Origin of the sequence: Azospirillum sp. A23 (assembly GCF_042938965.1) — a bacterium.
Lineage (GTDB): Bacteria > Pseudomonadota > Alphaproteobacteria > Azospirillales > Azospirillaceae > Azospirillum > Azospirillum melinis.
Genome location: NZ_CP170667.1, coordinates 214,800 through 228,571 on the forward strand (window position 1 = coordinate 214,800; position 13,772 = coordinate 228,571).

The 13,772-nt window shown below is 68.6% G+C and carries 12 protein-coding genes; 3 read left to right on the forward strand and 9 right to left on the reverse strand.

Translation table 11 applies throughout. The features are described 5' to 3' along the window. Positions 1 to 55: 55 nt before the first annotated feature. The gene (locus tag ABNQ40_RS18340) at positions 56 to 1,249 is read right to left on the reverse strand and encodes a phosphoglycerate kinase (protein ID WP_109051940.1); all 1,194 of its coding nucleotides are present in this window, start codon (positions 1,247 to 1,249) and stop codon (positions 56 to 58) included. Positions 1,250 to 1,551: 302 nt separating this feature from the next. Here ABNQ40_RS18340 and ABNQ40_RS18345 point away from each other — a divergent pair, with 302 nt between their 5' ends. Beyond that, the gene (locus ABNQ40_RS18345) at positions 1,552 to 3,156 is read left to right on the forward strand and encodes a CYTH and CHAD domain-containing protein (protein ID WP_109051941.1); all 1,605 of its coding nucleotides are present in this window, start codon (positions 1,552 to 1,554) and stop codon (positions 3,154 to 3,156) included. Positions 3,157 to 3,167: 11 nt separating this feature from the next. Beyond that, positions 3,168 to 3,791, forward strand: a complete 624-nt coding sequence (locus ABNQ40_RS18350; protein ID WP_109051942.1) for a ParA family protein — start codon at positions 3,168 to 3,170, stop codon at positions 3,789 to 3,791. 20 nt (positions 3,792 to 3,811) lie between these two features. Here the strand turns inward: ABNQ40_RS18350 and ABNQ40_RS18355 are convergent, their stop codons facing one another. The 6 genes from ABNQ40_RS18355 to ABNQ40_RS18380 all read right to left on the reverse strand — a co-directional run bounded on the left by ABNQ40_RS18355 (position 3,812) and on the right by ABNQ40_RS18380 (position 10,560). Beyond that, positions 3,812 to 4,507, reverse strand: a complete 696-nt coding sequence (locus ABNQ40_RS18355; protein ID WP_109051943.1) for a YafY family protein — start codon at positions 4,505 to 4,507, stop codon at positions 3,812 to 3,814. Positions 4,508 to 4,534: 27 nt separating this feature from the next. Continuing rightward, the gene (locus ABNQ40_RS18360; RefSeq protein ID WP_109051944.1) at positions 4,535 to 4,912 is read right to left on the reverse strand and encodes a VOC family protein; all 378 of its coding nucleotides are present in this window, start codon (positions 4,910 to 4,912) and stop codon (positions 4,535 to 4,537) included. Between the two features lie 109 nt (positions 4,913 to 5,021). Next, positions 5,022 to 8,144 carry an error-prone DNA polymerase gene (locus ABNQ40_RS18365; protein WP_109051945.1) on the reverse strand — a complete coding sequence of 1,041 codons (3,123 nt, stop codon included), beginning with the start codon at positions 8,142 to 8,144 and terminating at the stop codon, positions 5,022 to 5,024. Positions 8,145 to 8,248: 104 nt separating this feature from the next. Then, positions 8,249 to 8,770, reverse strand: coding sequence for a hypothetical protein (locus tag ABNQ40_RS18370; RefSeq protein ID WP_109051946.1), 522 nt, complete (start codon positions 8,768 to 8,770; stop codon positions 8,249 to 8,251). 25 nt (positions 8,771 to 8,795) lie between these two features. Beyond that, positions 8,796 to 9,362, reverse strand: a complete 567-nt coding sequence (locus tag ABNQ40_RS18375) for a hypothetical protein (RefSeq protein WP_109491188.1) — start codon at positions 9,360 to 9,362, stop codon at positions 8,796 to 8,798. 139 nt (positions 9,363 to 9,501) lie between these two features. Then, positions 9,502 to 10,560, reverse strand: coding sequence for a diguanylate cyclase (locus tag ABNQ40_RS18380; RefSeq protein WP_109051947.1), 1,059 nt, complete (start codon positions 10,558 to 10,560; stop codon positions 9,502 to 9,504). A gap of 231 nt (positions 10,561 to 10,791) precedes the next feature. On the opposite strand from ABNQ40_RS18380, the gene ABNQ40_RS18385 reads away from it, so the two are divergent. Further along, complete coding sequence (locus ABNQ40_RS18385) at positions 10,792 to 12,684, forward strand: potassium transporter Kup (RefSeq protein ID WP_109051948.1); 1,893 nt, start codon at positions 10,792 to 10,794, stop codon at positions 12,682 to 12,684. 147 nt (positions 12,685 to 12,831) lie between these two features. Here the strand turns inward: ABNQ40_RS18385 and ABNQ40_RS18390 are convergent, their stop codons facing one another. Continuing rightward, positions 12,832 to 13,086 (reverse strand): hypothetical protein, encoded by a 255-nt coding sequence (locus tag ABNQ40_RS18390; RefSeq protein ID WP_109051949.1) that lies wholly within the window; start codon positions 13,084 to 13,086, stop codon positions 12,832 to 12,834. A gap of 69 nt (positions 13,087 to 13,155) precedes the next feature. Continuing rightward, positions 13,156 to 13,752 (reverse strand): hypothetical protein, encoded by a 597-nt coding sequence (locus ABNQ40_RS18395; RefSeq protein ID WP_109051950.1) that lies wholly within the window; start codon positions 13,750 to 13,752, stop codon positions 13,156 to 13,158. Between the last annotated feature and the right edge of the window lie 20 nt (positions 13,753 to 13,772).

Genomic DNA, 13,772 nt, shown 5'->3' on the forward strand with positions numbered 1-13,772 from the left:
AAAGGCTCCGGGCCGAAACCCGGAGCCTTTTTGTCGGCGATCCTTACGGAACCGCTTACTTCTTCAGCGCTGCCACACCCGGCAGTTCCTTGCCTTCCAGCCATTCCAGGAAGGCGCCGCCGGCGGCGGACACGTAGGTGAACTTGTCCTCGACCCCGGCATGGGCCATCGCCGCGACGGTGTCGCCGCCGCCGGCCACCGACAGCAGGCCGCCGGCTTCGGTGCGGGCGGCGACCAGACCGGCCACCGCGTTGGTGCCGGCGTCGAAGGGCTGGATTTCGAAGGCGCCGAGCGGGCCGTTCCACACGACGGTCTTGGCGCCCTGCAGCTTCACGCCGAGGAACTCGACGGTGGCCGGGCCGACGTCCAGCGCCATCTCGTCAGCGCCGATGGCGTCGAAGGCGACGACGCGGTTGGCCGCACCGGCCTTGAACTCCTTGGCGACGACGAAGTCCTTCGGCAGCAGGATCTCGCAGTTCGCGTCCTTGGCGGTCGCCATGATGGCGCGGGCCTGATCGGCCATGTCCTTCTCGCACAGCGAGGCGCCGACGTCGGTGCCCTGGGCGAACAGGAAGGTGTTGGCCATGCCGCCACCCAGCACCAGCAGGTCCACCTTGCGGACCATGTTGCCGAGCAGTTCCAGCTTGGTGGAGATCTTGGCACCGCCGACGACGGCGGCCACCGGGCGCTCCGGCTTCTCCAGCGCCAGCGTCAGGGCCTTCAGCTCGGCTTCCATCAGGCGGCCGGCGGCGTTCGGCAGCAGGCGGGCGACACCCTCGGTCGAGGCATGGGCACGGTGCGCGGCGGAGAAGGCGTCGTTGACGTAGATGTCGCCGAGCGCGGCCATTTCCTTGGCGAAAGCCGGATCGTTCTTTTCCTCTTCGGCGTGGAAGCGGGTGTTCTCCAGCAGCACGATGGCGCCGTCATGCACCTTGGCGATGGCCTCCTTGGCCTTCTCGCCGACGCAATCCTCGGCGAAGGCCACCTTCTGGCCGACGGCGGCGCTGAGAGCGTCCAGCACGTTGCGCAAGGAGTTCTTGGCGTCCGGACCGTTCTTCGGGCGACCGAAATGCGACAGGACCACGACCTTGGCACCCTTGGAGGACAACTCCTTCAGGGTGGGGGCGAGGCGGTCGATGCGGGTGGTGTCGGACACCTTGCCGTCCTGCATCGGAACGTTCAGGTCGGCGCGCACCAGCACCGTCTTGCCGCTCACCTCAAGGTCGTCGATCGTGTTGAAATCGGTCATCGTCACACTTCCCCAATTATGGCCGATCCCAACGGGACAGGCCGTTTCAGTTTGCGGGAACCCAACCACAGGCCTGCACGCTTTGCAACGCCCCAAGGGTGGGGTGAAATGGGGCATAATGACCCTGCAACGTCCTGGTTAAAGCCCTGGCCGAGCGCCAGGAACCGGCGGTGGACGTACAGCCGGCGGGTGCCGCAACCGCAGGCTTCTGCAACATTTCCGTAACTTGACCCTGTCCATTGGCTGTGCAAACACCCAACTGTAGGCCGATGGGCCGCAAAACGGGGGTTGAAGCGCAGGCGATGGCTGAGGCCGAGATCAACCGCGAGACGGAATTGAAGCTGGCGGCGAAGCCGGAAGACTTCGACAGGCTGCGCGCCGCTTCCGCCATCGCAGACCGGGTGTCCGGCCCGGCGGCGACACGGACCCTGGAAAGCACCTATTACGACACCGAGGAGCGCCGGCTCGCCGCGCGCAAGGTGACGCTGCGGGTGCGCAAGACCGGCGACGGCTTCGTCCAGACGGTCAAGTCCGCACCCGACGAGGACGGGCTGGGGCGCGGGGAATGGGAATGCGCGGTGACCTCCGCCGCCCCCGACCTGACGCTGATCGCCGATGCCGACGCCATCGATCTGCTGGGATCGCTCAGCGACTCGGAACTCCGGCCGATTTTCACCTCCATCGTCGAACGCACCACGCAGGACGTGACGCTGGGCGAGGGCGACGGTGCCGCCGTGATCGAGGTCGCCTTCGACCGCGGCCGGATCGAACTGCCCGACGGCCGGTCCACCGACCTCTGCGAGGTGGAGCTGGAGCTTAAAAGCGGCACGCCCGCGGCGCTCTACGATCTGGCGCAGGAACTGACGCAGGCCGCCCCGCTGCGGCTGGAGATGCGGACCAAGGCGGAGCGCGGCCATGCGCTGGCCAACGGCACGGCCGACAAGGCGCTGAAAGCCGAAAAGCTGGTGCTCGACCCCGAGACGACGGTCGAGGGGGCGGTGGCGCGCATCGTGCGCGCCTGCATCGCACACATGGTGGCGAACGAGGCGGTGACGCTGGCCGGCGAGGATCCGGAGGGCGTGCACCAGATGCGCGTCGCGTTGCGCCGGCTGCGCTCGGCCACCGCGCTGTTCCGGCCCTTCATTCCGGCCGCGCAATATCTGTGGCTGGTCTGCGAGATCAAGTGGCTGGCCGGCAGCCTGGGGCCGGCGCGCGACTGGGACGTGTTCGGCGAGGAACTGCTGGCGCCGGTGCGCGACGCCTTCCACAAGGCCGACGGGCATGGCCGCTCGGCGGTCGAGGATCTCGACGCACTGGCGGCGGCGGCCGAGGCCAAGCGGCTGCGCGCCTATGAGGGCGTGCGCGAGGCGATCCGCTCCGACCGCTACACCGCCTTCCTGCTCGGCGTCGGCAGCTGGGTCGAGAAGCGCGGCTGGCGCGACCAGCCGGTCAGCGAGGAGTCGGTGCGGCTGTTCCAGCCGGTCATCGGGCTGGCCGACCATCTGCTGAACAAGCGCCACAAGAAGGCCAAGCGGGCCGGCCACGGTTTCGCCCACCTGCCGGTGGCCCAGCGCCATCAGCTGCGCATCGCACTGAAGAAGCTGCGCTATGCGGTGGAGTTCTTCCGCAGCCTGTATGACGACAAGCCGGTGCGCCGCTACATCCAGCAGATGGCCGCCTTCCAGGACGCGCTGGGCCATCTGAACGACGTGGCGACGGCAACGCGGCTTCTGCACGAGCTGCACGACGACGGCAGCCGCTCGGCCCCCGGCGAGCCGCGCGCCGCCGGCATCGTCATCGGCTGGCATGCCCGTGGCGTGGCCGACACCGAGGCGGCGTTGGTCGCCCTGTGGCATGATTTCATCGACACCAAGCATTTCTGGTCGAAGCCGGACGCCGGGGTGTAGAGTCCACGGCCATGCTCACGATCCTCGTCGCCAACATCAAGGGCGGCTGCGGCAAGACGACCGTCGCCACCCACCTCGCCGCCGCGTCCGCCGCGGCGGGCCTGCCCACCGTGCTGGCCGACGTGGACCGTCAGCGCTCCTCGCTCGGCTGGCTGGAGCGCCGGCCGGAGAAGGCGCCGGCCCTGGTCGGGCTCGACTGGGCCAAGGACTTCACCGACACGCCGCGCGGCATCAAGCGGCTGGTCATCGACGCGCCCGCCGCGCTGAAGACGAAGCAGATCGAGGATCTGGTGAAGATGGCCGACATCGTCGTGCTGCCGGTGCTGCCCGGCGCCTTCGACGAGCAGGCGACCCAGCGCTTTCTGGTCAAGCTCGACGAGCTGAAGCGCATTGCCAAGAAGAAGACCACGGTGGCGGTGGTCGGCAACCGCATGCGCGCCCGCACCAAGGCCGCCGACCGGCTGGACCGTTTCCTGGGCGGCATCGGCCATCAGGTGGTGACGCGGCTGCGCGACAGCCAGATTTATGCCGACGCGGCGGAAAGCGGCCTCAGCCTGTTCGACATGCCGGGCAAGCGCGCCGCCGAGCATCGCGGCGACTGGCAGCCGCTGCTGGCCTACATCGACGGGGTTTGAGGGGTTTTTTGAGGGGGGCCTCACCCCTGCTGGCAGCCCTCCCGGCGCCAGAGGGCGAGATAATCGTCCAGGCCGCGGCCGGGGATCTCGTCGAACCGGCGCTCCAGGGGCAGCAGTGTTTCCATGCGGTCGATGCGGAAGCTGCGGAACTCCTCGCGCAGCTCGCACCAGGCGCCCAGCGTCCACACCCGGCCCCAGAAGAACAGGCCCAGCGGCTGGACCGCGCGGGCGGAATGGGTGCCGTCCTGGCGCCGGTAGTCGAACATCACCACGCGCCTGGCGTTGATGGCGCAGCGCAGAACGTCCATCCGGTCGCGCAGGGGGGCGGGGAAGGAGAAGTCGGGGACGAAGACGCGGCTGTCGGCCAGTTCGCGCCGCCGCGCCTCCGGCACCACCGCCTCCACCTTGTCGAGCGCGCGGGCAGCGGCATCGGCGAGCGCGCCGCCGACCCAGGCACGGGCGAGGCGGGCGCCGACCACCAGCGCCTCCACCTCGTCCTGGGTGAACATCAGCGGCGGCAGGTCATAGCCGTCGCGCAGCAGATAGCCGACGCCGGCCTCGCCCTCCACCGGCACGCCGGAGGAGGCGAGGTCGCGCATGTCGCGGTAGACGGTGCGCTCCGACACCTCCAGGCACCGCGCCAGTTCGGCAGCCGTCACCAGCCGCCCCTTGCGGAGATGCTGGACGATCTGGAACAGGCGGTCGGCGCGGCGCATGGCGGCGGCTCCGGCGGGCTGGCGGGGTCAGTGCATCGAATAGAGGCCGACGCGGTTGCCTTCGCTGTCGATGAACTGGGCGAAATAGCCGATCTCGGGGGTGATCAGCGTCTTCGGCACGACGATGCGGGCGCCGGCCTGCTCGGCACGGGCCAGCGGGGCGGACAGGTCGTCGCCGCCGTTCAGGTAGACGGTGGTGCCGTCGGCGCTCGGCTTGCAGGCCTCGTGCTGGATCAGGCAGCCCTTGACGGCGGTGCCTTCGGCTGGGAAGACGGCCATGGTCATGCCGCTGGGGCAGGGCTCCTGGACCATCTTGGCGGCGAAGACGGTCTCGTAGAAACCGACCGCGCGGGCGAGGTCGGTGACCGGAATCTCGAACCAGGTGACGACGTGCGGGATGTTCATCGGGGTGGCTCCTGACAGCGAGTGGGGTGGATGTTCGTGGTTCGTGCCGGCACGCCCTCTTGATAGCACGCCCCTCCTGACAGCGTGATGTCAGGAGCGATGGCCTCCCTCAATGAAAATTGCGGCCCTTGGGGAAGGGGCCTGCTGACGGGCGCTTCTCGCCGGTCAGTTCGGACAGCCGGTGGGTCAGGTCGATCAGCGATTCCACGCGCAGATGCACCACACCCTCGTGGTTCTGCACCCGGCCGGTGGCGGCCAGCATCCGGGCGGTCATGATCGGGCGGCGGAAGGTCTCGAAGGCGTCGGGCATGACGACGAGGTTGGCGATCCCGGTCTCGTCCTCCAGCGTGATGAAGACGACGCCCTCGGCGCTGCCCGGCCGCTGGCGGACGAGGACGAGGCCGGCGGTGGTCAGGCGGCGGCCGTCGCGCGTCTGCGCCAGCCGCTCCGCCGGAGTGATGCCGGGCAGGCCGTCGCGCAGCAGCGACAGCGGGTGGGCCTTCAGCGACAGGGACAGGCTGCCGTAATCCATCACCACATGCTCGCCGAGCGCCATGGCGGGCAGCGGGGCTTCCGGCTCCTCGGCCATCGGACCGTCCAGCCGGGCGAACAGCGGCAGCGGCTGGTCGCCCAGCGCCCGCACCGCCCACAGCGCCGCCCGTCGGTCGAGCCCGACCGAGCGGAAGGCGTCGGCCTTTGCCAGCTTTTCCAGTGCCGCGACCGGCAGGCGGGCGCGGCGCCACAGATCGTAGGGGTCGCTGTAGCCGCCGGCACGGGAGAGGACGACCGAGTCGGCGTGGGCTTGGGTGAAGCCCTTGATCAGGCGGAGACCGAGTCGGAGGGTGGAAGAGCCCTCCACCGCGCAATCCCAGCCCGACAGGTTCACGTCCGGCGGCAGCACCGTCACGCCGTGCTCCCGCGCGTCGCGGACGATCTGGGCCGGGGCGTAGAAGCCCATCGGCTGGCTGTTCAGCAGGGCGGCGGCGAAGATGGCGGGGTGGTGGTGCTTGATCCAGGCGGAGACATAGACCAGCAGCGCGAAGCTGGCGGCGTGGCTCTCGGGGAAGCCGTATTCGCCGAACCCCTCGATCTGCTTGAAACAGCGCTCGGCGAAAGCGGGGTCGCAGCCGTTGGCGATCATGCCGGCGATGAACTTGTCGTGAAACCGCTCGACCTGTCCGTTTTTGCGGAAGGCCGCCATGGCGCGGCGCAACTGATCCGCCTCCTCGGCGCTGAAACCGGCGCCGACCATAGCGACCTTCATTGCCTGCTCCTGGAACAGCGGCACGCCCAGGGTCCTCCGCAGCACCGGTTCCAGCGCCGGCATCGGATAGGTTACCGGCTCCACTTTGTTGCGGCGGCGCAGGTAGGGATGGACCATGCCGCCCTGGATCGGGCCGGGCCGGACGATGGCGACCTCGATCACCAGATCGTAGAACTCCTTCGGCTTCAGCCGGGGCAGCATGCTCATCTGCGCGCGGCTTTCGACCTGGAAGACGCCCAGGCTGTCGGCCCGTCCCAGCATCTCGTAAACTGCGGGATCGTCCTGGGGCAGGGTGGCGAGCGCCCAGCGTTGCCCATGCACCTGTTCGATCAGGTCGAAGGCGCGATGGATGCAGGTCAGCATGCCCAATGCCAGCACATCGACCTTCAGAATGTTCAGCGCGTCGATGTCGTCCTTGTCCCACTCGATGGTGCTGCGGTCCTCCATCGCCGCGTTGGCGACCGGGCAGAGATCCGACAAAGGGCCGCGGGTGATGACGAAGCCGCCGACATGCTGCGACAGGTGGCGGGGGAAGCCGATCAACTCCTGGGCCAGTTCCAGCGTGCGCTTGAGCCTCGGGTCGTCGGGATCGACACCGAGCTTGCGGGCGCGCTCCTCGTCCACCCCCTGGCCGCCCCAGCCCCAGATCGAGCCGGTCAGCCGCGCCACCAGATCGGCCGACAGACCCATCGCCTTGCCGACCTCGCGCAGGGCGCTGCGGGCGCGGTAGCGGATGACGGTGGCGGTCAGGCCGGCGCGGGCGCGGCCGTATTTCCTGTAGATGTACTGGATCACCTCCTCGCGCCGTTCATGTTCGAAATCGACGTCGATGTCCGGCGGCTCGCCGCGGGCGGAGGAGATGAAGCGTTCGAACAGCAGGTCGACTTCGGTCGGATCGACCGAGGTGATGCCCAGGCAATAGCAGACGGCGGAGTTGGCGGCGCTGCCGCGGCCCTGGCAGAGGATGTCCTTTTCCCTGGCGAAGCGGACGATGTCGTGGACGGTCAGGAAGTACGGGGCAAAGCGCTGCTCGGCGATCAGGGCCAGTTCGCGCTCCACCGTCTGGCGCACCGCATCGGGGATGCCGCCGGGGAAGCGGTCGGACGGATACCGCTTGGCCGCGCCGTCCCAGGTCAGGGCGACCAGTGTCTCCTGTGGGTCGCGGCCTTCCGCCACCTCGTCGGGATAGTCGTACCGCAGCTCCTCCAGCGAGAAGCGGCAGGCCTCGGCGATCTCCAGGCTGCGGGCGACGGCGTCGGGATGGTCGCGGAACAGGCGCATCATCTCGACGGCCGGTTTCAGGTGGCGCTCGGCATTGGCGGACAGCCGCCAGCCGGCTTCGTCGATGGTGGTGTGGTGGCGGATGCAGGTCATCACGTCGGCCAGCGCCCGCCGTCCGGCGCCGTGGTAGAGCACGTCGTTGGTGGCGACCAGCGGCACCCCCTCCGCCTCCGCCAGACCGGCCAGCCAGCGTAGCCGGCGGGCATCGTCACCCTGGTAGCGATGGCTCGCCGCCAGATAGAGCTGTCCGCGCGCCAGCCCGCTGCGCCAGGCGCGCAGCTCGCGCAGGAACGTCTCGTCGCGGCGGTCGGGGCCGAGCAGCAGGAACAGCATGCCTTCGGCATGGGCCAGCACATCGGTGCGGGCGATGAAGCACTCGCCTTTCGGTGCCCGCATCTTGCCCAGCGTCAGCAGCCGCGACAGCCGCGCATAGGCGGCGCGGTCGGTCGGGTAGGCCAGCAGGCTGTCGGCGTCGGTCAGGTCCAGCCGGCAGCCGATCAGCGGCCGGATGCCGACCTTCTTCGCCGCCACATGCATCTGCACCACGCCGGCCAGCGAATTGCGGTCCGTTACCCCCACCGCCGCCAGCCCCAGTGCCGCCGCCGTCATCGCCAGCTCGTCAGGATGCGACGCCCCCTCCAGAAAGCTGAAGTTGGTGGCGAGCTGCAACTCGGCGTAACGGATCATGGCAAGGCTCCCCGGCGCGGGCACATGGGTGCGCACGGGGATGATAATCTAAAAATGGGACTTATGTCATTATCAGGGCGCGCTGCGGCTTTCCTGCCGCGCTCTCACTCGATATAGGATTCGACGCCCATGACGGTGAAGCCCTTGTTCTCGGGGAAGCGGGCGTTGACCTTTTCGCGGGCCTTCTTCTCGTCGAGCGCCCAAACGAGGAAGCGCCGGCCGCGCTTCCAGCTGTCGAGCGCGGTGGGAATGAGGGTGGGGTTGACGCGGGTGCCGTATTCGATGTTGACCACCCGCAGTAGCCAGCCCTGATCCTTCTGGGTGCGGCGGTCGTCCAGCACATAGATGCGGCGGTCGTTGGCACCGGCGGCCTTCAGGCGCTGCTCCAAATCCTCGCAGCCCAGCTCGGCCATCGCCTTGCGGCGGCGGGCGTCGCGCAGGTCGCGGGCCTGCTGGAGCGTGACGCGGGCGATCTTCTTGATCCGCTCGACCTGCGCCTGCTTGCGCGACACCGCGGTGGCGATCCGCTCCTCCGACGTCTTCAGGCGGCGCAACGCCAGCAGCAGCGACACCGCCAGGGAGGCGAGGCCGACCAGACCGGAGAAGATGTAGGGCATGCTGTCCATGGCGGGTCCGGCTTTCGATGGGGGCTCAGCTGGCCTTGGCGACGGGGGTGTCGGCGGACAGGAATTCCTGCATCCGCGTCACGGCATAGCCGAAGGCGGGTGGGTAGCGCCGCTCGATCTCCGTCCGCGCCTCCGCCATCGAGCGCGCCCAAACCTCGATCATCTGCGGCTGCGCCCAGCTGGGATCGACCAGCGCATGCTGGCTCTGCTGGACGGCGCCGGTGCCGACATATTTGTTCACCACCATGGCGACGTAGCAGGGACTGCCCTGGACCTCCTCGCCGACCAGACGGACCAGCCGCTCGCCGGATTGGCGCGCCTCCTCGATCTGACGTTCCATCACCTTGCGGCGGCGCAGCACATCCTCGGCCGCACCGTCCAGATCCTTCAGCTCGCGGATGCGGTCACCGCGGCGGGCCTCCAGCTTTGTCTCCAGCTTGGCGCGGCGGGCGATGATGTCGCGCACCCCCTCCGACCCGTGGCGGCGTTCGATCGCGCGTTCGCCCAGCACGATGACGAGCTTGCCGATGCCGAACCCCAGCCCGGCCAGTCCGAAGGCGGTCATCAGCGCGTTGGTGTAGTTCTGCCACATGTGCGAACCCCCGATCGGAAATGGCATACGCCAAGATGTTTCCAACGATAGGAGTAACCGCTGGCTTGGCGCCGTTCAATCGCGGCGCTGAAACGATATTACACAGTCGACAGGACGGAAGGCCGGGTGCGGCACTTTGTTACCCAGGCGCGCGCTCGATCCGGTTGCGGCCGGCCTGCTTGGCGGCATGCAAGGCGTGTTCGGCGCGGTGCAGGGTCTGTTCGACGCCGGGCTCGGCGGGAAGCCAGTTGGCGACGCCGATGCTGGCGGTGACGGGGATCGTCCGCTCCTCCACCAGGATCGGGCTGTCGGCCAGGGCGGCGCGCACCCGTTCCGCCACCACGGCGCTGCCGGCATCGTCGGTTTCCGGCAGAAGCACGACGAACTCCTCCCCGCCCGACCGCGCGATGTGATCGGAGATGCGGAGCGCCGCCCGGATCCGCTTCACCACCGCGCGCAGCACCGCGTCGCCGACGGCATCGCCATGGGCGTCGTTGACCGCCTTGAAGCCGTCGAGGTCGAGCAGGAAAACGCCGAGATGCCGGCCATAGCGCCGTGCCCGTGCCAGCTCCGCCGCCGCCAGTTCCAGGAAGCGGCGGCGGTTCCACACGCCGGTCAGCGGGTCCAGCATCGCCATGCGGTTGAGGCGGACGGTCGCCTCCTCCAGCGCGCGGCCGCGTTCGGCAAGCTTCTGTTCCAGCGCCGCCAGATCGGCATAGGCGCGCAATGCCGTCACCACGCTGGTGAACAGCCGGCGTGCCGTCAGTTCGGTCTTGGCGGTGTAGCCGTCGATTTCATAGGCGAGGACCAGCTCCTCCTCCGGCACGCGGGCCGGCTGCCCGGTGCGCAGGACGATGCGGATGGCGCGGTTGCCCAACTCCTCGCGGATGCGGCGGGCCAGCCGCAGGCCGGCATCCTCGGTCTCCATCACCACGTCGAGCAGGATGACGGCGATGTCCGGGGTGTCGCGCAGGATGCGCTCCGCCTCCGCCGCACTGGGGCAGTCGAGCAGGCGGACGGGACGGCCACGGAAGCGCAGCCGGGCTAGCGCCAGCCGGGTGACGGCATGCACCTCCGGCTCGTCGTCGGCCACCAGAACCAGCCAGGGCGGAGCGGCGCGGTCGGTGTCGCCGGTCCCGCCGGACAGGTCCTGCGGGGTGGGGGACTCGTCCGAGGCGAACAGGAAATCGTTGGACATGGCTGCCGGCTCGGGAATGCCCACGGTACACGCCAGAATGGAAGCACGGCCCCGGCCCCGATGCAACGGTGCCGAGTGCCACGCCGGCGCTATGGCGTTCTGCACCCGTCGGGATGAAAATCACGGGGGATCGGTCGTGCCGGTGGCGCGTTTCGCCATTCGGTGCTTGCGCGGCCACGCCAAGCCACCTTAGGCATGGCTGTGCATCGAAATGATCGGAGCGGACCGGGTATGGAAGCAAGCATGGATGGGCGGGAGCATGCGGCCAAGCTGCGCGCGCTCGCGCTGGGGGCGCTGGGTGTCGTCTATGGCGACATCGGCACCAGCCCGCTCTACACGCTGCGCGAATGCCTGACCGAGGGCGGCGGCTTCCCGCTGACGCCCGAAGTCATCCTGGGCGTGCTGTCGCTGATCTTCTGGGCGCTGATCATCACGGTGACGGTGAAGTACGTCATCTTCATCATGCGCGCCGACAACCAGGGCGAGGGCGGCATCCTGGCGCTGACCGCGCTGGCGTTGCGCGGCATGCGGCCGGGGCACCGGCGGACCGGGGTCGTCATGGCGATCGGCGTGATGGGCGCCTCGCTGTTCTACGGCGACAGCCTGATCACCCCCGCCATCTCGGTGCTGAGCGCGGTGGAGGGGCTGCATGTCGTCGCACCCGCCCTGGACAGCTATGTCATTCCGATCACGCTGACCATCCTGGTCGGGCTGTTCGTGCTGCAGCGATTCGGCACCGAGAAGGTCGGCAAGCTGTTCGGGCCGGTGATGCTGGTGTGGTTCCTGACGCTGGCCGTGCTGGGTCTGGGGCAGATCATCCGCTATCCCGGCGTGCTGGGCGCGGTGTGGCCCGGCCATGCGGTGGAGATGCTGTTCAACCATGGCTGGCACGGCTTCCTGCTGCTGGGTGCGGTGGTGCTGGCGGTGACGGGGGCGGAGGCGCTCTATGCCGACATGGGGCATTTCGGCCGCAAGCCGATCCGCGGCGCCTGGTACAGCATCGTGCTGCCGTCGCTGCTGCTGTGCTATTTCGGCCAGGGCGCCCTGCTGCTGCACGAGCCGGAAGCCATCGAGAATCCCTTCTTCCATCTGGCGCCGGACTGGGCGCAGGTGCCGCTGCTGCTGCTGGCCACCGCCGCCACCATCATCGCCGGGCAGGCGGTGATCTCCGGCGCCTATTCGGTGACCTTGCAGGCCATGCATCTGCGCTATCTGCCGCGGATGGAGGTGATGCACACGTCGGAGCACGAGAAGGGCCAGATCTACATGCCGCAGCTGACTTGGCTGCTGCTGGCCGGCGTCATCCTGCTGGTGCTGAGCTTCCAGACCTCCAGCAACCTCGCCGCCGCCTACGGCATCGCGGTGACCGGCACGATGGTGGCGACCACGCTGCTGGCCTACAAGGTGGCGCGCTCGCTCGGCCGCTGGAAGCTGTGGCAGGCGGTGCTGGCGCTGGCGGTGTTCCTGACCGTCGACATGGCGCTGTTCCTCGCCAATCTGGTGAAGGTGGAGGAGGGCGGCTGGTTCCCGCTGGTGGTGGGTGCGGCGGTCTTCCTGCTGATGGCGACGTGGCGGCGCGGGCGCGAGGTGGTGCGCAAGCGGCTGGCCGAGGATGCGCTGCCCTTCGACATGCTGCTGGAGCGGCTGAAGAGCGGGTCGGTGCAGCGGGTGCCGGGCACCGCGGTGTTCCTGACCGGCAACCCGCGCGGCCTGCCGCCGGGGCTGCTGCACAGCATGAAGCACTACAAGGTGCTGCATCAGCGCGTCGTCCTGCTGACCGTCGACATCGAGGATGTGCCGCATGTGCCGGACGAGCAGCGCTTCGAGCTGAAGGCGCTGTCGGCCGGGTTCTTCCGGCTGATCGTCCATTTCGGCTTCAAGGACGAACCGGACATCCCGGTGGCGCTGGAAAGCAAGCGCATTCCCGGACTGCCGTTCGAGCCGATGGAAACGACCTATTTCGTCAGCCGCGAGACGCTGATCCGCAGCCATGGCAAGTCCGGGCTGCCGCGCTGGCAGGAACCGCTGTTCATCTTCCTGTCGAAGCTGTCGTCCAGCGCATCGGAGTATTTCTGCATCCCGCCCAACCGGGTGGTCGAGCTGGGCATGCAGCTGGAAATCTAGGGCTGGGTTTGCCGGACAGGTTTTTTGCAGGCCGCATTTACCGGCCGAACTTGCCGATAGGGGCGGCGGGCGGGGGCAGTTTCTGCCGCCCCCGCCAGAAGGCCACTCGCCTCATGCCGCTATTGGATGGTCAAGACAGGACGGTCACTACCAGACAATAGACACCGGCGGTTTATAGGCGGAGGCGGCGAACATCTGCCGCACCGCCAGTTCAATCTTGATCTGTGCCTCCGACTTCTTGACGAAGGACAGGTCTATGTCGCCCAAGGACTTCACCACGCAGCCGGAGCGGCTGAGATTGCGGAGCGCCGCCTGGGACGACTGCTGTTTTTCCTCGGGGATGGCTGTGATCGTGGCCGATCCCTCCGGCGGCCGGACGACATAGAGGTCGAATTTCGGCATGGGCACCTTCCGTTCTGACGAAACGTCGGGTGCCCCACCGCAAAGACCGGGCCAACTCTTACAAAAAGGTCAGCGCCGGACCATCGGCGCCAGATCCTTGCGGATGCCGGCATCCAGGCGGGCGTTCAGATCGTCCATCATCCGGCGGGTCATCTCCAGGAAGGTCGCCTCGCGGTCGGCCAGCGAGATGTTCTCCGCCACGGTGGTGGAATGGGTGACGGTGGAGCGGGTCACGCCGCGGAAGCCGCCATTGCCGGTGTCCGGCACCTCGCCGGCGATCTCCACCTCGATCCGGCCGTCATAGCGCTGGGCCTGGTCGTTGGTGAAATAGCCGGTGATGCCCTTCTTGGTGGGCAGCGCCACCTCGACGATGCCGGCGTCGCGGATGGTGACGCGCAGGCGTCCAGTCCCACCGGCCGCCTGCAAGCGCTCCGCCGCCCAGCGCCGCACCGCCTCGGCCGGCGGAACCGCGGAGCGGTCTTCCACATGCTTGCCGCCGACCGGACGGTAGGCATCGACCACGTCGATGGTGCCGGCATTCAGAACGATCGGCCCGAAATTGGAGAAGTCGACCGGACGGGGCGCCGGCCGTGGCGGCGCGCTCTGGCAGGCGGCAAGCAGGAGGGTGGCCATTCCGGCGGCGAGGGTGAAGCGGCGCGACAGCATGGGGGCTCCGGTTCTTGGGC